At 63.6% G+C, this 18,945-nt stretch carries 13 protein-coding genes; 8 read left to right on the top strand and 5 right to left on the bottom strand.

Features of this window, described 5'->3' with window-relative positions; translation table 11 throughout:
* Window positions 1-169: 169 nt before the first annotated feature.
* Together HHL14_RS28540 and tssH are read right to left on the bottom strand one after the other, a co-directional pair.
* Window positions 170-397, bottom strand: a complete 228-nt coding sequence (locus HHL14_RS28540) for a hypothetical protein (protein ID WP_169500950.1) — start codon at window positions 395-397, stop codon at window positions 170-172.
* Window positions 398-708: 311 nt separating this feature from the next.
* Entirely contained in the window at window positions 709-3,402 is a 2,694-nt protein-coding gene (gene tssH / locus HHL14_RS28535) for a type VI secretion system ATPase TssH (RefSeq protein ID WP_169500949.1), read from the bottom strand.
* Between the two features lie 304 nt (window positions 3,403-3,706).
* On the opposite strand from tssH, the gene HHL14_RS28530 reads away from it, so the two are divergent.
* From HHL14_RS28530 to HHL14_RS28495, 8 genes are all read left to right on the top strand, one after another.
* A complete protein-coding gene (locus HHL14_RS28530) occupies window positions 3,707-4,696 on the top strand; it encodes a TagK domain-containing protein (protein WP_230413244.1) in 990 nt (329 codons plus the stop codon).
* Entirely contained in the window at window positions 4,680-5,516 is an 837-nt protein-coding gene (locus HHL14_RS28525) for a type VI secretion system accessory protein TagJ (RefSeq protein ID WP_169500948.1), read from the top strand. Before HHL14_RS28530 ends, HHL14_RS28525 begins: the two co-directional genes overlap by 17 nt.
* Window positions 5,513-6,031, top strand: a complete 519-nt coding sequence (gene tssE, locus HHL14_RS28520; RefSeq protein ID WP_169500947.1) for a type VI secretion system baseplate subunit TssE — start codon at window positions 5,513-5,515, stop codon at window positions 6,029-6,031. The genes HHL14_RS28525 and tssE overlap by 4 nt, the downstream gene beginning before the upstream one ends.
* Before the next feature lies 1 nt (window position 6,032).
* Window positions 6,033-7,913: a type VI secretion system baseplate subunit TssF gene (tssF, locus tag HHL14_RS28515; RefSeq protein WP_169500946.1), complete on the top strand. Its 1,881-nt coding sequence runs from the start codon at window positions 6,033-6,035 to the stop codon at window positions 7,911-7,913.
* A gap of 2 nt (window positions 7,914-7,915) precedes the next feature.
* Window positions 7,916-8,962, top strand: a complete 1,047-nt coding sequence (tssG, locus tag HHL14_RS28510) for a type VI secretion system baseplate subunit TssG (RefSeq protein WP_230413248.1) — start codon at window positions 7,916-7,918, stop codon at window positions 8,960-8,962.
* Window positions 8,963-8,979: 17 nt separating this feature from the next.
* A complete protein-coding gene (locus HHL14_RS28505) occupies window positions 8,980-10,092 on the top strand; it encodes a type VI secretion system protein TssA (RefSeq protein ID WP_169500944.1) in 1,113 nt (370 codons plus the stop codon).
* An 87-nt stretch (window positions 10,093-10,179) separates the two neighbouring features.
* The gene (locus HHL14_RS28500; protein ID WP_169500943.1) at window positions 10,180-11,190 is read left to right on the top strand and encodes a fimbrial protein; all 1,011 of its coding nucleotides are present in this window, start codon (window positions 10,180-10,182) and stop codon (window positions 11,188-11,190) included.
* 40 nt (window positions 11,191-11,230) lie between these two features.
* On the top strand, window positions 11,231-12,643 hold the full coding sequence (locus HHL14_RS28495; RefSeq protein WP_169500942.1) for a GlcNAc-transferase family protein: 1,413 nt from the start codon (window positions 11,231-11,233) through the stop codon (window positions 12,641-12,643).
* Here HHL14_RS28495 and HHL14_RS28490 read toward each other — a convergent pair.
* From HHL14_RS28490 to tssI, 3 genes are all read right to left on the bottom strand, one after another.
* Complete coding sequence (locus HHL14_RS28490; protein WP_169500941.1) at window positions 12,548-15,994, bottom strand: RHS repeat-associated core domain-containing protein; 3,447 nt, start codon at window positions 15,992-15,994, stop codon at window positions 12,548-12,550. The genes HHL14_RS28495 and HHL14_RS28490 overlap by 96 nt on opposite strands.
* Window positions 15,995-16,010: 16 nt before the next feature.
* Window positions 16,011-16,277 carry a PAAR domain-containing protein gene (locus HHL14_RS28485; RefSeq protein ID WP_169500940.1) on the bottom strand — a complete coding sequence of 89 codons (267 nt, stop codon included), beginning with the start codon at window positions 16,275-16,277 and terminating at the stop codon, window positions 16,011-16,013.
* 97 nt (window positions 16,278-16,374) lie between these two features.
* Complete coding sequence (gene tssI, locus HHL14_RS28480) at window positions 16,375-18,747, bottom strand: type VI secretion system Vgr family protein (protein WP_230413243.1); 2,373 nt, start codon at window positions 18,745-18,747, stop codon at window positions 16,375-16,377.
* Window positions 18,748-18,945: the final 198 nt, after the last annotated feature.

The raw sequence follows: 18,945 nt of genomic DNA, 5'->3' as shown, positions 1-18,945 counted from the left end.
GCGGCTCAAGCCGGTGATACCGGCTTCGCCGTCTCATCGACGCCAGACGAGAACCGCGCAATAAAAGACGAACACTGAGAGTAACAGTGCCCAGGTTTGGGAGAGTTCCATATGCGAGGAGTCGCTGAGCCTTTATACGTGGCTCATCGAGCCGGCTCAGCGTTGAAAATTAATCGATAAAAAGATCGCCGATCATCAGGATCAGAACAAGCGACGCACACAGACACACGACGCCGGTCCGCATCCAGATGCCCGGCCAGCGCATACGCGGCAACGCGCCGATGCTGGCCATGTCGCACACGGGCATCGGATCGCGCCGTATCACGAGCGTTGCGAGTACGGCGGATAGCACCGTCAACATGACGGCAAAAAAACGAAGAGCAAACGTGTAGTTCACGACCGACATCGGTTCGACTTGAGGTTCAGGACAATCCCGCGAACAAAGTTCGCAGCGCTAAAACCTGTGTGAAGTCAACACACCGATTTAGCAATGCTTGCGAGAGATCAATGCAATTGCACAAGCTCGCTGTTTTGGCCCGATGTTTCATCTGGACGAGCGACGCAGCGGCTATCTTCCCCTCTATGCGAAGGGAGGCAGCATGGTAATGTCCGCGACGGCCGCTCGCTATCGGCGTAGTCCGAAAAGAGTCCCAACCTCAAAATAAGTCGCTCCGGACGCCTCAGGCACCCTCAGACACCGTCTCCCGGCTATGTCGCGCAGGACGACTTGAACACGAGTGCCTCGGCAGGTGCTGCGGCCGGATCAACCACGTCGATCGCGATATGGGTCAGCGCGCTTTTTGATGCAAACGCATCGAGCCATTGCCGCGCGAGACGCGGCAGGATGTGCTGCTCGATAAAACCGATTAGCAAGCGCGCACCCGTCTCCTGCACGAGACAACGTCCGACGATGTAGTCGACCACCTCCGACGCATAGCTCAGCTCGATGCTGTTGTTGTCCGCCATACGCCGAACCACACGATCCAGGTGCAGCCGCACGATGTGCGCGAGCGAATCCTGGCCCAGCGGACGATACGGCACCACCGTCACCCGGCCGAGAAACGCCGCCGGAAACGCTTTCAGCAGATCCGGCGTCAGCGCCGAGCGCAAAGCGTCGAGATCCGGCGCGAGCATTTCGTCCGCGCACAGGCTCGCGGTCAGATCCGAACCGACGTTGCTCGTCATCAGGATGGTCGTGTTGCGGAAGTCGATATAGCGTCCATCGCCGTCTTCCATGTAGCCCTTGTCGAGCACCTGGTAAAACATTTCGTGCACGTCGCCATGCGCCTTTTCGATCTCATCGAGCAACACCACCGAATAGGGGCGTCGGCGCACAGCCTCGGTCAGTACGCCACCCTCGCCATAACCGACGTAACCGGGCGGCGCGCCCTTGAGCCCCGACACCGTATGCGCCTCCTGATACTCGCTCATGTTGATCGTGATCAGGTTCTGCTCGCCGCCGTAAAGCGCCTCGGCCAAGGCGAGCGCGGTTTCGGTTTTACCGACGCCGGACGGCCCCGCGAGCAAAAACACGCCAAGCGGCTTGCGCGGATCGGCCAGACCCGCACGCGCGGTCTGCACGCGCTCGCCGATCTGCTGCAACGCGCCGTGCTGGCCGATCACGCGCGCGGCCAGCGTGGCGGGCAGCAGCTGGACGGCGCTCACTTCGTCGGTGACCATGCGCCCGGTCGGAATGCCGGTCCAGTCCGAGACGATTTCCGCAACGATCGCTTCATCGACTTCCGGAAACACCAATGGTGTATCCGCCTGCAGGTTCGACAACGTCTCTTCCAACGCGCGCAAGGTAGCGATCGACGTAGTGGCGCGACCTGGCGCTTCGACTTCGGCTCCGGTGGACTCAGTAGGTGCGCTCAATGCGCCGCGTGCGCTCCATAGCGCCTGCGCCGCTTCAGCCTGCGCCTGCCATGCGGCTTCGACCGCGCGCTCCTCCATTTCCAGCATCGCAATGCTCGCGTTGACCTCGGCCAGCGTCGCCTCGTTACCCAGGCCAATGCGTGCCTCATTATCGAGCAACTCGGCCTCGACGCGCGCGGCCTGCAAGCGTTCGCGAATCCGCTGCAGTTCGCGCGGCGGCGTGTGCTGGGATAGTGCGACACGCGCACACGCGGTATCGAGCAGACTGATTGCCTTATCGGGCAGCTGACGCGACGGAATATAGCGATGCGACAGCGTGACAGCCGCGCGAATAGCCTCGTCGAGCACCACGACACCGTGATGGCTCGCAAGCGTGTGTGCAAGCCCGCGCACCATGTCGATCGCGGCCGACTCCTCCGGCTCGGCAATCTGTAACACCTGGAAACGGCGCGTGAGCGCCGGGTCCTTCTCGATGTGCCGCTTGTATTCGGCCCACGTGGTCGCACCGATCGTACGCAACGTGCCGCGTGCGAGTGCCGGCTTCAGCAGGTTCGCCGCGTCGCCGGTGCCAGCCTGGCCGCCTGCGCCGATTAGCGTATGGATTTCGTCGACGAACAGCACGACCGGCACCGGTGACTTCGTCGCCTCCTCGAGCACGGATTTCAGCCGCGCCTCGAACTCGCCCTTCATGCTCGCGCCCGCGAGCAGCGCACCGACGTCGAGACTCAGCAGCCGCACGTCGGCGAGCTTCGGTGGCACCTCGCCTGCGGCGATCGCGCGTGCAAGCCCTTCGACGACCGCGGTCTTACCCACGCCGGCGTCACCGGTCAGCAATGGATTGTTCTGGCGACGGCGCAGCAGCACGTCGATCATCGTACGAATCTCGAGTTCGCGGCCCACCACCGGATCGATTTCGCCGGTGCGCGCGCGGGCGGTGAGATCCGTGCAGAACTGCGCGAGCGCCGCGCCCTTCGCCGGCGCCGCCATCGCACCGGATGCTTCTCCCGGGAGTGCCGACGAAAAGTCGCTCTGATCGTAGGGCGCTTCATCCGCTTCGGGTGAACCGGCGATCCATGCCGGCAATGCCTGCTGTAGTCCGTCCACCGCGATCTTGCCGAATTGCGGCGAAATGGCCAGCAATACGCGCCGCAACTCCGGCGTCTCGACGAGCGCGGCCACGAGCCACGCGCCGCGAATCCGACGCTCGCCAAACGCGAGCGTCGCCACCACCCACGCGCGCTCGATCGCCGTCTCGACATGATGCGAGAAGTCGCTCAACGCACTCGCACCGGACGGCAACGCAGCGAGCGCCGCCTGCAGATCACGTTCGAGCAGTTCGCGGCTGATTTCGCAGTGCCTGACGATCCGGTGCAGATCGCTATCGGTCTGCGCCAGCAACTGATGCAGCCAGTGCACGAGTTCGATATACGGATTGCCGCGCAGCTTGGAAAACGCGGTAGCGGATTCGATGCTCCGGAAGAGCGTCACGCCGAGCTTGCCGAACAGCGCGTGGCGGGAAATAGACATGGAAACGTTGCGAGCGAAGGAGTCGAAGGATGTGACAAAGCATAGCCTTTCGATCGGCATCTGTATTTGGGCGATCGCCCATATTCGGTCTACGGCGTGCGAAGTACCATCTTTCTCAACGCGCATCTGCACATTGCACTTACGCCTTGTATTTGCACTCTGCATTTGTGCCTTGTACTTGCACATATCAGCTCACGCTTTGCCGGCCGCCGTTGCCGGCGAGTTTCGTTTTCCCGCAGCAGGAGAGGTTTCGCATGCACGCTAGCCCAATCGCTTTTTCCCTCAGTCACTGACCGGCAACGCGATGATCGGTTACCAGGTCCGTTGGGATAACTCACCGTTTGAAGTCGGCGCACTCACGATGTTCGCGAGAACGACCGAGCCGGTTGTGCAGCAAGCGCGGCACGGCGCGTGCGCGGCGCAAGAAAATCATCCGTCGGACATGGGTGAAACGAACTTCCATGAGGCTGAGTGCACCAGGACCGCGTTCGTGTCGTGCACAACCGGCAACAGCGCCGACAATAGCGACGTTGCCGCCCATGGCTCATGCAACCGCAACCCAGATCCGCACGCCGAACCTGAACGGAGGTCCGATTTGTCTTCCGAGCCACTGGAACCGCCGCGCGAAACATCGCTCTCTTCCGGACACGCCGAAGTCACCCACCACCTGGACGCGGCACCGCCGCCCGGCAAGATCGAGCCCACGCTCGCCGCAGCGGGCGACTTCAGCGATCTGATCGCGCTGGCCGGCGGCTGCGATGAAGACCCGTTGTTACAGATCGGGCTCGAACCGACACCACCCGAAGACGACGGGCACGACGGCATGGCGATGTTTTTCGCCGCCGAATCCGACGAAACGGACCCGCTCGCCGCGCTCACGCTCGAATACCGCCGGGCCTTACTGAGCCAGCAGAACGGTAACGCGCACGAACTGAAAACCGCCACCGCGGACGGCACCGGCCCAGTGGTCCGCGTGCCGCACGACACCTTCGCCGACCTCACCAATCGTTCGCAACCCGAAGCATCGGTAGTCGATCTGTTGACTCAGGGCAAGAACGTCGATACGTTGCTCGACAGTCTCGACACCTTCGGCGCCGGCCAGATTTTCGAAGCGAACCCAACGCACGAGATCCTCTCGCTGCTGGCTCCGCGCGGCCTGTCCGCCCGTCGTGCCAGCCCTACCGCGCAGCTTGCGCGCGCGGAACATCACATGGTCAGCGTCGACAGCTATATGCCGATGCCGAACTCCATCGAAGACGAAACCCCTCAAATCCCCAATGACCCCAAACGCTGATCTGCCCACCTCCGCCGCGGCAACCCTCCACGGCCTGCTCGATACGCTGAGCCTGAGCGAACTGAAAGCGCGCACCATCGATCACGTGCGCAAACATCCGTCGAATGTGCGCGAGCGCTGGCTGCTGTTCGAACTGCTGTGTCTCGACGGCGAATGGGACCGCGCGCTGCGACAGTTGCAGACGTGGGCCACGCTCGAACCCGAAGGCACGTCACGTGCGCAGATGTATCGCGGGCTGATCCAGAGCGAAATGTTCCGCACCGAGGTATTCGCTGGCCAACGCACGCCGGGCGAGATCGAGCCGCTACCCGCATGGGTCAATACGCTGGTGCAGGCCAACGCCGAACTCGGCAAGGGCAATCTGCTCGCCGCCGACCAACTACGGCGCGCCGCCTTTAGCGAGGCGCCGACCACGCGCGGCGAAAGCGCACAAATCGGCGCGTTCGAATGGCTTAGCGACAGCGACAGCCGGCTCGGCCCCGTGTGCGAACTGGCCGTCGCGGGCGGCTATCGCTGGATTCCGTTCGACGCAATCAAATCGCTGACGCTCGGTCCGGTAACCGGCCTGACCGATCTCATCTGGCGCTCGGCGATGGTAGGCCTGCGCAACGCTACCGTGCTGCGCGGCTATTTGCCGATACGTTACCCGGGTTCCGAAAGCGGTCCGAGCGCAATCAGACTCGCGCGCGAAACCACGTGGCAGGACATCGGCGAAACAGGCGTGCTCGCACTCGGCCAAAAAACCTGGAGCACCAACAACGGCGACTTCGGCCTGCTCGAACTCGGCGAATGCCGCTTCCTTTACGACGAACGGCCATGAGTGTGTCCGACATCCGCCATCGGCAGGTCTATCTGCCCTCGCTGATCGATCGTCTGCTCGACGATGCGCCGCAGCGGCAAACCGAGCACCCGAACGCCTATGCGCCCGATGCCGAGCGCATGCACCGCATCATCCAGCGCGACCTGAGTCTGTTGCTCAATACGACGAACCTTGACGACGATTTCGACACAACGCGGTTCGAGGCCGCAGCCAGTTCGGTCGTCAACTACGGCATTGCCGCGCTATCCGGCAGCTACGTCACCAACCGCAGTTGGGAAACCGTCGAGAAGAGCGTGCTCACCGCGATTATTCGCTTCGAGCCACGCCTGATTCCAGACGCGCTGCGCATCCGGCCATTGCACAGCACGGATCCGATCCGCTACAACCAGTTGATCCTTGAAATCAGCGGGCTGATGCACTGGTCGCCCTATCCGCTCGAATTCCGCGTCCAGAGTACGTTCGACATCGAAACGAACCATGTCACGTTCGCGACGGACTCGCGTCGGGGGCACTGACATGGAACCGCAATTCCTCGACTACTACAACCGCGAACTGACCTACATGCGGGAGATGGCCGGCGAATTCGCCGCGCAGCACCCGAAGATCGCGCGCCGCCTCGGCATGAACGGCATCGAGGTCGCCGATCCGTACGTGGAGCGCCTGATCGAGGCGTTCTGCTTCACGTCGGCGCGCACCCAGATCAAGCTCGACGCCGAATTTCCGCGCTTCACGCAGCGGCTGCTCGAAGTGGTCTATCCGAATTACGTCGCGCCCACACCGTCCATTGCCGTTGCGCAACTGCGGCCGAGTCTGAGCGAGGGCACGTTTACAAAGGGCGTGGTGGTGCCGCGCCACAGCATCCTGCGCTCGGCGATTCCGCCCGGCGAGCAGACCGCTTGCGAATTCCGCAGCAGTCAGGACGTCACGTTGCGGCCGATCGAAATCGCCGAAGCACGGCTCACCGCCGTGCCGCCCGATATCCCGAACACCGACCGTCATCTGCTGCCGCATCAGCAATTGCGCGGCGCGCTGCGTCTACGCCTGCGCACGACCGGCGAGATCACCTTCAACCAGATGGCCAATTTCGACCGCCTGCCGATCTACCTCGGCGGCGACGAGCGCATCGCGTCGCATCTGTTCGAGCTGATTCACGCCGGCAGCGTCGCCGCGGTGGTGCGCCGGTTCGGCGCGTCGCGCGACGAAGGACACGTGGTCGCGAAATCGCCGGTTGAGTTCGAAGGTCTGCAGGCCAATCAGGGGCTGCTGCCGCTCACATGGAACACGTTCCACGGCCACAATCTGTTGCAGGAGTATTTCGCGTGCCGTCAGCGTTTCTATTTCTTCGCGCTAACGCAACTCGCCCCGGGGCTGTCGCGCGTGGACAGCAATGAAGCCGAGATCGTCCTGCTGCTCGATCGCCTGCCGGAGGAGTTGGCCACGCACGTCGACGCGTCGCGCTTCCTGCTGTTCTGCACGCCGATCATCAATCTGTTTCCGAGGCGCACCGACCGGGTCGAAATCAATCGCGCGCAGACCGATTTCCATCTGCTCGCCGACCGTACACGCCCGCTCGACTACGAGATCTTTTCCGTATTGCGCGCGATGGGCAAGAAGACCGCGACGGCGGTCGAAGTCGACTTCAATCCGCTCTATCAAACGCTGCATAGCGACGTCGGCAATCACGGCCGCTATTTCTCGGTGCGCCGCGAACAACGTGCGCTGTCGGCCAACACGCGTAAGTACGGCACGCGCACGCCATATATCGGCACCGAGGTCTACGTGTCGCTGGTCGATCAGGCGGAGGCGCCCTACGCCGACGACATCCGTTACCTGTCCGTCGACGCCTGGCTCACGAATCGCGACCTGCCGCGCCTGATTCCGCGCAACGGCAAAGCCGATCTGACCATGCCCGACTCGGTACCGGTCGAAGGCGTGCGGCTCGTGCATGCGCCGAGCGCACCGCGCGCGCCGTACGCGAGCGGCGAAACCGCGTGGCGTTTGATCCGTCAGTTGAGCTTCAACTACATGCCGCTCGCAGAACTCGATCACGGCGATGGCGGCCAGGCGCTGCGCAACATGCTCCGTCTTTTCATCACGCCGGGCGAGCACGAGCAGGCGCGGCAGATCGAAGCGCTCGTCGGCGCGCGCACCGAACCCGTCGTGCGGCGTCTGCCCGGTCAGGGGCTGCTTGTCTACGGCCGTGGCGTGCGCTGCGAACTGACGGTCGACGAAACCGGCTTCTCCGGCGTCAGCCCGTATCTGTTCGGCCTCGTGCTCGAGCACTACCTCGCGCGTCACGTATCGATCAACGTGTTCACCGAAACCGAACTTCGCTCGATGCAGCGCGGCTTGATCACGCAATGGCATCCGCGCATGGGCGGACGCGGCGCGGTATGAGCATGAACACATCGTATGGCGGCGCCATCGCGCCGCGGCAATCGCCGCTCGATCCGCAATCGCTCGGTGCGTGGTTCGACCCGCATACGCCGTGGCAGTCCGGCTTCCTGAGCCTGCTGCGCGCGATCTCCGCGCGCGATCCGCAGATGCCATTACCAGGCACCGCTAGCCTGCCGCAGGAAGAGCCGTTCCGGATCGGCCAGCAACCGACGCTCGCGTTCGCGCCGCGCGAAATCGCAGCGCTGGGCGCGCGCGACGGCCGCCTCGACGTGCGCCTGTTCGGGCTCGGCCTGTGGGGACCGCAGGGGCCGCTGCCGCTGCACATGACCGAGCTGGCCTACAGCCGGATCGAGAGCCATCAGGATCACGCGCTCGTGGAGCTCGTCGACCTGTTCCATCACCGCGCGCTATCGCAGTTCTATCGCGCGTGGGCGTCGGCGCAGGCCACCGCATCGCTCGACCGGCCCGGCGGCGAAACCTTCTCGTTCTATGTCGCGACTCTGAGCGGCGTCGACCCGGCCGAGGCGCGGCTGTCCTGTCTGTCGACCCATGCGCGCTACAGCGCGGCGGCACATCTCGTGCGCGAGGCACGCAATCCGGACGGCATCGCCGCCACGCTGTCGCATTACTTCGGCGTGCCGATGACCGTCGAGGAGTTCGTCCCGCACTGGATCCTGCTGTCCGCCTCGGAGCACACGAAGCTCGGCCTGCCCGGACCGGCGGCAATCGTCGGCGAATGTGCGCAGCTCGGCGAGGCGATTCCGGACCGGCAACACAAGTTCCGGCTCGTAGTGGGTCCGCTCGACCTCGATCAATACCTACGCCTCACCCCGCACGGCGAGGACTTGCCGACCTTCGTCGAATGGGTACGCGCCTTCGTCGGCCACGAATACGCGTGGGAGGTCAAGCTGCTGGTCAAGCCGCGAGCGGCGCCGCCCGCGCGCACCGGCAGCGACCAACGGCTCGGCTATTCGACATGGCTCGGCGAATCGCTGGACGAACAGCCGGTTGTCGGCATGGTGTTCGAGCCCGAGCAATACAACGACTGATCCTGGAGTTTTAGCCGATGAACGTCCCTTTGTCCGCGTCCGCACTGCGTTACGTCGATCTGCTCGAACCGGTCGACGGCGACGCGCCGCCCTGCGGCCCCGACCTCGAATACGATCCGGATTTCGTCATGCTGCTCGCCGCCGCAGCACCGCGCATCGAGGCGCAGTACGGCGACTTCGTCGATGTGCCGCCGCCCGCGAACTGGCCGGAGCTCGAGCGTGCCTGCCGCGCGCTGCTGCTGCGCACGAAGGACATTCGCGTCGCGGTGATTCTGCTGCGCTGCCGGATGCGACTCGACGGCGCGGCCGGCCTGCGCGACGGGCTCGCGCTTCTGCAGGCGCTGCTCGAACGCTATGGGGAAGCGCTGCATCCGTTACCGGTCTTCGACGGCGAGCGCGACCCGGTCATGTACGCGAATGCGATCGCGGCACTGGCCGATCCCGACGGTGCGCTCGCCGATGCACGCGACATCGCGCTGCCCAAGGCCGCCGGTGCGCAGCTGCATTTGCGCGATATCGAAAAGTCGTTTGCGCTGCCGCGCCAGAAAGACACGCTCGCGCCGGAATCGACTGCACGGCTGCTGAAGGAGCTGTGGGGACGGCGTGATGCGGCCGTCGCCGCGTTCGCCGACGCGCAGCGTCTGATCGCGAGCATCGTCGCGTGGTGCGACACGACCCTTGGCGGCGACGCGCCCGACCTGAGCGCGCTGTCGCGATTGTTGCAGCCGTTCGCGCAAACGCGGCTCGATGGCGGCAGCGCCAGCACGCCCCCCATCGCGCGAGCCGATGAACAGGCTGCCAACGATGCAACGCCGGTAGCCAACGCTGGGACTACCGGCACGCCGACGCCCACGGCCGCGGCTGCGCCGACATCGCAGCCCGACGCACCAGCCGCGCCGCCTTTCGCCGCATCGTCGATGGCACCGCCTCCCACCGCACCACCCGTCGACCGCTGGAGCGCACTCGCCGCCATTCAGGAAACGCGCATCTGGTTCGAGCAGAACGAGCCGAGCAGTCCTGTCATCGTGCTGCTGCGTCAATCGGAGCGCATGGTCGGCAAGCGTTTTTCGGAACTCGCCCATGTTATTCCGGCCGACCTGCTGGCTAAATGGGACGAGATGGACAACTGACGCAACCGGCACGCGTTTGCGCAGATTGCTCTTCTGCCAACCTTTCAGTGAACCCTTATGGTCCGCTGGTCAACCCAGATTTTTCCAATGAAAAGACTCGCTCAGGTTCTCGTTCTGATGTGCTTCGCGATCTCGCGTCTCACATTCGCCTCCTGCGTCCAGCTGCAACAATCCGATATTACCGATCTGATCTCGCAAGGCTACCTCGCGGCACAACAGACCGTCGTCAACATCCCGTTCCAGGAAACTTCAGTAACGATCGACCCAGGTCTGCCGATCGGTTCGGTAATCGCCACGGGTCTACAGCCCTCGTATGGCGTGTATGCCAATTTCGCAAACTGCCTGAACGGCGGCACCGTCGCGTTCGACTATCTGAATGCAACGCCCTCGTCGGTATCGGGTGTCTATAACACCAACATACCAGGCGTCGGCTTTCGGGTGAATTATCTGCGTCTGAGCGGCACCAATTCGGCCCTGCCGTTCACCTCGACGTTTGCGGCGGGCGAAGTCAACCAGATCATTTATGGCCGTTTCGGCGTTGGCTCGCAATTCAATATCGAACTGGTGAAGACCGGCGACATCGCCAGCAACGTGAACGTGATATTCGGCACGATTGGCGGCGGTACGGCCAATGGCGACGGCAGTCAGGTGGTACTGATCACAGGTGGCAGCATCAACGTGAAGGTGCTGCCGAGTTGCTCGGTCAACACCAGCACGCTGAACATCGACTTCGGCACGTTCGGTCCCACCGATGTATCGACCACCGCGGGGCCAACGCAACCGGTCGACTTTACCGTGCTCTGCACCGGACCCACGCCACCTGCCTCCATCACCGCCGTGCTTTCCGGCACGCCAGACACGAACGACAGCAGCATGCTGCAGAACACGGGCGCGAACAATCTCGCCATCCGTCTGCGAGAGGTGTCCAGCAGCACGATCCTGAAGCCCAACAATCCGGGTAGCACCCTCGTCCATACACCCAACGGCAACATGCAGTCGCCGTTCGAACTGGAAGCGACGGTGCTGCGCGTCGGTTCCGTCACGCCCACCGCCGGCAAGATTCAGGCAACCGCAACGATCACCATGACCATTCTCTAAGCCGGCTACCGGCTACAACCTTCCCATAACGTCGACCCGCATGGCCGCTCTACCCGCCCCCCAGCCAGATTCGATCTTCGTGCAGATCGCGAGTTATCGCGATTCGCAGTTGATCCCCACCCTACTCGATCTGATCCATCATGCGAAGAGGCCGGATCTGCTGCGCATCGTCGTGTGCTGGCAGCACGCAGCCGACGAAACGATCGCGGATTTCTGGCGTCGGGGCTTCGGCAAATGGCGGAAGGAACGGGTCGACGGCTGGGCCATCCAGCACCTGGCTTACTGCGACGCGAAGATCGAACTGATCGACGTGCCGCACCTGCTGACGCAAGGTGCGTGCTGGGCGCGTAACCTGCTCCAGCAGCGTTATGGCGGCGAGCGTTATACGTTGCAGCTCGACTCACACCATCGCTTTGTCGACGCATGGGACACGCTTGTGATCGACATGCTCGAATCGTTGCGCGACGAAAGTCCGAAGCCGCTGCTGACCACTTATTTGCCGATGTACGACCCGGACAACGACGACGCGCGGAAAAGTGACGAACCACGCATCATGGTCTACTCGCGCTTCAGCGCGGAGGGGGTCGTGCTATTTCGCTCACAGACGCTGTCGGACTGGAGCATGCGCACGCGGCCGGTACGCTCGCGCTTCTACAGCGCGCACTTCGCATTTGCCGATGGCCACTTTGCCGAAACGGTTCAGCACGACCCCGGCTACTTTTTCCACGGAGAGGAAATTTCGATCGCGGTTCGCGCATTCACGCATGGCTACGATCTGTACAGCCCGCATCGGCTGATCGGATGGCACGAATACAAGCGCGCCTATCGGGTCAAGATGTGGAACGACCACACGCACGAGGCCAAGACACGTGGTGACATCAGCGAGCACTGGCTTGAACGCAACGAGCGCTCGTTCCAGCGCAATCGCGCATTGCTCGGCGTCGATGGTGAAACGACGGCTGCGGAGCATTTCGGCAAATACGGACTTGGAGCCGAACGCACGCTCGCCGAATATGAGGCCTATGCGGGTATCAGTTTCGCGTGGCGTGGCGTGCAGCCCGCCGTGCTCAAGCATGATTTACCTGTACCAGGCGTGCAACGTCCAGATGAGGCGGTATGGAAAACGTCGCTGCAACGTGCAAACGACGTGCGGGTCGGTGTACATCAGAAGGGCTTCGACAAGCATGCGACCACACTCGCCATCGAGCAAACGTCACCAGCGCTCTCTGCCGCGATGTCGGCCTCCGTCACCGTCTACGACAGCAACGAATCCGTGCTGCACCAAGAAGTCATCGATACGAGCCACCTTTTGCGATATCGGAAAGGCGAGTGGCTCGACTTTCATCTTGACTTCGAATCAGAGCTTGAGCGGATCCCGACCGCCTACGTCGTCGAGCTGTTCGACCAGGGCGGCAATCTGTTGAGCCGGGTCCGGCGCGACATCGGTGCATGACGCTTCCGTACCGGCGACGTGCGGCAGCGTCCGAGGCTGCGCGCCGCCGAGTGGATTGCACCACGTGAGCGGATTCGGCGCGTAGCGGTACGGACTGACGCCGCCGCAGACCGTGCGATCGGGACTAATGTAGCGGCCCGCATTCGGGTCGTAGAAACGAGCGCCGTTGTAATGCAGCGTCGTTTCATCGTCCGCGTATTGGCCAGCGTAACGAAGGGGTTGCGCCACGGCATCACCACGCTCCCACTCCAGCGCGACGAGATTGCCCCACGCTCGATAACGTCGATGCCACACCAGTCGGCCGGCTTCGTCGGTCAGCGCAACGGCGGTACCGGCGGCATCGGTGTGATAGTGATAGACGTGCGTGCTTCTGATCTTCCCATCATCGGCAAGCGTCTGGTCCACGCAGGCGAGCGGCGCGAAGCCGGTCGAGCGGTCAGGTTCGGGTTGATACAGGTACGTGCGCAATGCGCCCGCTCGCTGCTCCTGGATCAGACGTGCTCCCTGCCACAGATAACGCGTGACCTCGTCGCGCACCGGCACCGGCGACTGCCGTGTGCGCTGCGGCGACTCCGCCTCGACCCACTTCGAGATCCGTCGGCCGAGCGCATCGTACTGATAACGCACCGTGCAACCCGCACGATGCACGGCGATGACATGCCCCTCCGCATCCCAATCGAGCGTCAGCGTGTGATCGCGGCCGCTTCTGCGTATCAGCTGCCCCCACGCATCGTAGTCGTAGTGATAGCCGCGGCATTCCGGCAACCGATGATCCGGATAAACAGCCGGAAACCAGTTGCCGCCCGGTGTATCGAGCAGGTTGCCGGCGGCGTCCCATGTGAAATATTCGATGTCCAGCTTGTCCGATACACGCCGTAGCAGGCAACCGCGCCGGTCATAGTCGTACCATGTCTGCTCCTCGGCATTGCCGCCGGTTCTGACGATCAGGTCCGCGGGACTGTAGTCGACCTCGCGCGACAACTCGAGCGCAGTTTCAGCCTCGGAAGGCGGCGCGGACAGATCGCGCTCCATCACCGCGCGCCACCACACCGGCAAGCCCAGTGGCGAATAACCGGTGTGCGTACGCAACCGACCCTGCGTACGGGCGGCCTGGCGGCGTAGCGCGTCGTACCAGAAGCGCGCAATTTCGCGCTCGTCCAGCTCGACAAAAGCGATATCACCGGTTTCGAAGCGACGCGTGCGTACTTCCTGTCCCTGCGGCAACCGGGTCACGACCAGCCGACCGACCGCGTTATACGTGTAGCGCAGCGTGCCGTTCGCGCCATGCTCCGCGATGAGGCGCCCCATGGCGTCGTGCTCGAAGCGGATTTCATCCGCACCGATGCCGAGCAACTCGCCTTCCTGCGTCGGCGTGCGGCTCACGCACTCGAGCAGTCCCCGCGATCCGTAGCGATACACATAGCGGTTGTGCGCAGTCTCACGCTGAATCAAAGCGCCCGCGCGGTCGTAGCCGAAGATGTCGCGACGCTGCCGCGCGCCGGCCCGCCAGGTGACGCAAGCGATCAACCCGGCATCCGTATAGTCGAAGCTGCGCACCACGCCGTCCGCATCGGTGATCGACCGGCAATGACTCGCGTCCCACTGCAGCAGTTGCACCGCGCCGTTCGAACTCTCAATCCGAACCGGTCGGCCATGCGCATCGTACTGGCGCGCGATCACGTGTCCTTCCTCGTCGATCGCGCGCACCACGTTGCCGCACCGATCCCGTTCCCAATGCCGGCTCTGACCGCTCGGCCCGACGAACGAGGTTCGCTGACTGGCCGCGTTCCACACGTGACGCTCGACCTGTCCGTCCGGACGCGTGACGGTCAGCGGCCGGCCGAAACCATCGCGCTCGATTCGCGTGACAGCCCCCAGCGCATCCGTCACGCCGACGACATAACCATTGACATCGTATTCGTAGCACGTCGTGCTTCCAGCGACCTCGGTACAGCGAGTCACTTGTCCCCAGGCGTTGCGCTCGAACGCAGTGGCGAGCCCCAACGCGTTCGTCGAGCGGGCGACCTCGCCGTTCGCGTCGTATTCGAAGCGCGTCACTTCACCGGACGGCGTCTGCACGTACAGCGGCTGCAAACTGTCGTTGCGCCCGCAGATCCACGCACGGCCATCGCCGAGCGCTATCGACACGGGCTCGCGCGAAGCGAACGCGTACTGCGTGGCGCGGGTCTTGCCTTGCGGATCTGTCTCGGCCGCGACGCGCCCGAGCATGTCGTATTCGAGCCGGACCACGCGCTCGCCAGGTAGTTGCACGGTGACGGGTGCTTCGGCTTCGCCGTAGTCGAAGCCGAAGCGCCCTCTATCGAAGCCCATATGCGAGAGCACGCGGCCGCGTTCGTCATATTCCCAGCGCGCGCCGTTGCCGAACACGTCGGTCACTTCGCTGAGACGATTGTCGACGTCGTAGGCAAAGCGCTCGCGCGCGCCTTCGGATGTGACCCGTTGCACCACGCGCGCGGCAGCGCCGATCGTCTGCCACACGTAGCGCGTCGCCATTCCGAGCGCGTCGGCTTCCTCGACGATGCGTCCGTCGCGGTAAGCAAAGCGGCGCACGAGTTCGCCGACGCGATTGCGCACCTCGGTCAACTCGCCGTGCGGGTTATAGCCGTACTGAACCAGCGCGCCAGTCGGGCCGCCGTCGACACATTCGACAGCGCTCAAGCGCGCGCCCACATTTGCGCTCGTGCGCGCTTCATAGTGCAGACGCAATTCGTGGCCACAAGTGCCGCGCATCCGCAACAAGCGCCCATCGGTATCCCAGATCAAACCGATCCGTTGCTCGCGCAGATCCTCGACATATTTGAGCCGCGCCATTCCATTCGCGTCGAACTCGCCGAACACTCGGTAATGCGGCGTCAGATCGGCCACGACGATACGCCCGTCGCTCAGGTGCGCGACGTGCAACTGCGCGGCCGATGCAATCACCTGCGAGCCGCGCGCCGGAAACGGCACGCTGAGCGTACTGCCATGTTCGTCGGTATAGACGAGCTGGTCATCGAGCTTGTGCAGCGTGACTTCCCAGCGCGTACGCCAGCCGATGCCGAGCAGCCCGACGGCACGCTGCGCGCTCGAATAGCCGCGCGACCATCCGAGCGGAAGACGGCCGCGCAGCACGAAATCGGTTTCATCGCCGGGCAGGCAAACCTTACTGCCGGTGACGACATCGACGGACCCGCACAGGACGCCCGACAGCGCGCGCCGCAGCCGATACCGGTCGACCACGTCGCCCAGCCGCTGGCAACGATCGAGCAGCGGTCCAGCCATCGCGAGCGGCAGCACGGTGCCCGGCAGCTTGATCAGCTCGGCGCCTATTCCCGCAATCCCCGTCGTCACCTGAACGCCCTCGTCGTCACGAACCGATCGTGACGTCCGGCGAGCCGGTGGCAATCGGCGAGCCGCACGACACCACGCCACCGACAAACGCCGCCGGCAAACCGTTGATGGTGACCGTGCCCGAACCGAGCACGACCGCCTGCGCGGCCGGATGCAGCCCGCACACGGCGCAGCTCATGCCGACGAGCGCCGCCGGCAAACCATTGATAAAGACCGACGGCGATCCGGTGACGATCGCGCCGCCGTGTCCGATCGCATCACCCGCGCGGGCTGCTGGAAACATGATGAATTTTCTCCTTGTGCAAACGGGACAGCCCATGCAGCGCCGGGCGCGGAAGTGCCCGGCGGCTGGTAGAGATCATGACTGATGGCTTATCGCGCTAGGCGTCCCCGCCGGTCGGTATCGGTTCTTCGTCAGAGGCTGCCGGCTCTTCATCGGATGCCGCCGGCTCCTCGTCAGAGGCGGCCGGTTCCTCATCGGATGCCGCCGGCTCTTCGTCAGAAGCTGCCGGCTCTTCATCCGACGCCGCCGGTTCCTCACCAGACGTTGACGGCTCTTCGTCCGACTGCGACGGCTCCTCGGTCACGATCGGCAGGTCTACCATTGCGATAAACGCGGAAGCCAGAATCGGCACCTCGATAGGCGGAACCTCCACTGCGGGGAGCACCACCGGAACAGGCACCGTCGTGCCGTTACCGTCATCGCAGCAGTCCGAGTCACATGGATTGAGGTCGAGCGGACAACCCTGCACCACCACCTGGTCGTCGCCCTGCACGCGAATTTTCTTGCCGATGAGCTTGATCACGCCGTCCGACGTCATGGTCAGTGACGACTGCCCGCAAACGAGCGACAGCGAACTGCCCGCCGACAACGCATAGGCGCTGCCCACCGAGTGCGTCGACGCGGCCCCCACCGACACCGTATGCGCGCCACCCACCGACACGGTACGAGCCCCGCCCACATCCAACACGGACGCACCGCCCACCTTGGTGCTGTCCAGTGCGCCGATCATGACCGTTTGTCCAAGACCGACCGCATACGCCGCAGCGCCGATGACGTCGACCTTATACGTGGCGCCTGTGGAGACACTGAGATCCGTCCCGACCGACAGCGTGTGCGCGGCGGCCACGCCAACCGTATAGTCGGCGCCGACGATGTGCGACTCACTCGATTTCGTCAGGCGGTTCATGTCACGTTCCGCCTGGATCATCACCTCCTCGGCACCGGTTTTGTCCTCGAAACGGATGCTGTTGTAGTTTTGCGTGCCGCCTTCGATCGTCCGGCTCATCATCCCGCTCTGCGTCGCATTGCCCGGCAGTTCCCAAGGCGGACGCGTCATCGTGTTGTAGAGACTGCCCGTGATCACCGGACGATCCGGATCGCCATTCCAGAAATCGACGATCACCTCCTGTCCGATCCGCGGAATATAGATGCCGCCGAAACTCGCGCCGGCCCACGCCTGACTCACGCGCACCCAGCACGAATCCGTTTCGAGATTGCGCCCGTAGCGGTCCCACACGAAGCGAATCTTCACGCGACCGAATTCGTCGGTCCACAGTTCGTTGCCCGGCGGTCCGACGACGACCGCCGACTGCGGCCCGCTCACTTGCGGCTTCAGCGTCTCCTGCGGCAGCCTGAACATTTCGCTCGTCGGCTGCACATCGAACTCGTTGTCGAACGTGTATTCGTAGTTACTGCCCGACTCGTCCGGCGTGCCGGTCAGCTGAAGTGCCGTACCGATGACCAGGTATTCGATGTTCGCTGCCGTGTAGTCGTAATCCGTCAACTCGAAAGTCTGGCCGCATACGAGTCCGCGCACGTTGCCTTTGCCGCGGCCGCGCCGCGCCGGCGCGCGCAGCGCTTCCATGCGCGTGCGCGCGAGCAGGTCGCCGTGGCTGCCATCGGTATAGTCGCCCGGCCACTCGTAGCGCTCGAGCGTGTTCCAGCTGGTGTCGCGCGGCTGCTGGTTGATCGCGCGCATGTCGGCACGCGAGCGCGTGAAGTCGAAATCGCTCGTCACGTAGTGACCGGTGCTCAGCGTTTCGGTCATCGAAAATTCGCTGATGTACTCCGCGTCGGTCTTACCCTCCTGCGGCTGATACGCGAGCGTCTGATACGCCGGGTTCGACGATTTGCGATGCACGCCGATGTGATCGCACAGCACGAGCCGATGCTTGTCGTCCGAATGTTCGAAGAACCAGTAGATGCCCCATTCCTCCATCAGCCGCTGGATGAAATGGAAATCGGTCTCGCCGTACTGCACCTGGAACGCGCGCGGTTCGTTGCGCGGACTTTCGCCGATCACGCCGTAGCGGCTCAGGTCGAGACGCTTGTCGACTGGAAACGGGTAGTCCTTCAGCACTTCGTCGATGATCTCGATGACGCTCTTGTCCTGGAAGATCTTGAAGTCGGTGGTCAGATCGGCGAGCCATAACCACGGCCTCAGCACGACGCGATAGACGTTGTAGCGGCCTTCGCGACGCAGATAGGACGCCTCGGCAACCAGCCCGGTGATCTCGCGCTGCGCGGCGTCCGCGTCGAGCGTCACGCCGGCCGGCTGGTCGAGCTCGATCGTCACGGTCATTTCCTTGCCGAGCAGCCCGGTCAGATCGACGTTCGCGCTGACCGCGAGCGGCACCGTGGATTCGTCGGGCGTGCGCAGCTCCAGCGTGTACATAAACAGCTTGCCCAGCCTCTCCTCGCCTTTCAGCGACTTGAATTCGAGCGCGGGCTGCCCCAGCAGTTGAGGCATCGCCGCACTCGACACCGTGACCGTGCGACCCGGAACAGCAACAACAGCGACATTGGTCAAAGAACTATTCGACATGTACTCCCCTAGCTTCTGTTTTCTGTTCGTCGATAACCAACCAGTGAAAAGCGGCGAGCCGGCATGGGTATGTATTGCGCTGGCATGTCAGCGGGCCTTTCGCACACCCACACACACTCGCGC

It is taken from the genome of Paraburkholderia antibiotica (assembly GCF_012927125.1).
Lineage (GTDB): Bacteria > Pseudomonadota > Gammaproteobacteria > Burkholderiales > Burkholderiaceae > Paraburkholderia > Paraburkholderia antibiotica.
This window is presented reverse-complemented; position numbering and strand designations above follow the sequence as displayed.

Bases quoted from the DNA above. Each gene is read 5' to 3' on its own strand.
- tssF (WP_169500946.1), top strand. From the start codon at position 6,033: ATGGAACCGCAATTCCTCGACTACTACAACCGCGAACTGACCTACATG.
- HHL14_RS28505 (WP_169500944.1), top strand. From the start codon at position 8,980: ATGAACGTCCCTTTGTCCGCGTCCGCACTGCGTTACGTCGATCTGCTC.
- tssG (WP_230413248.1), top strand. From the start codon at position 7,916: ATGAACACATCGTATGGCGGCGCCATCGCGCCGCGGCAATCGCCGCTC.
- HHL14_RS28530 (WP_230413244.1), top strand. From the start codon at position 3,707: ATGATCGGTTACCAGGTCCGTTGGGATAACTCACCGTTTGAAGTCGGC.
- tssE (WP_169500947.1), top strand. From the start codon at position 5,513: ATGAGTGTGTCCGACATCCGCCATCGGCAGGTCTATCTGCCCTCGCTG.
- HHL14_RS28525 (WP_169500948.1), top strand. From the start codon at position 4,680: ATGACCCCAAACGCTGATCTGCCCACCTCCGCCGCGGCAACCCTCCAC.
- HHL14_RS28495 (WP_169500942.1), top strand. From the start codon at position 11,231: ATGGCCGCTCTACCCGCCCCCCAGCCAGATTCGATCTTCGTGCAGATC.
- HHL14_RS28485 (WP_169500940.1), bottom strand. From the start codon at position 16,277: ATGTTTCCAGCAGCCCGCGCGGGTGATGCGATCGGACACGGCGGCGCG.
- tssH (WP_169500949.1), bottom strand. From the start codon at position 3,402: ATGTCTATTTCCCGCCACGCGCTGTTCGGCAAGCTCGGCGTGACGCTC.
- tssI (WP_230413243.1), bottom strand. From the start codon at position 18,747: ATGCCTCAACTGCTGGGGCAGCCCGCGCTCGAATTCAAGTCGCTGAAA.
- HHL14_RS28500 (WP_169500943.1), top strand. From the start codon at position 10,180: ATGAAAAGACTCGCTCAGGTTCTCGTTCTGATGTGCTTCGCGATCTCG.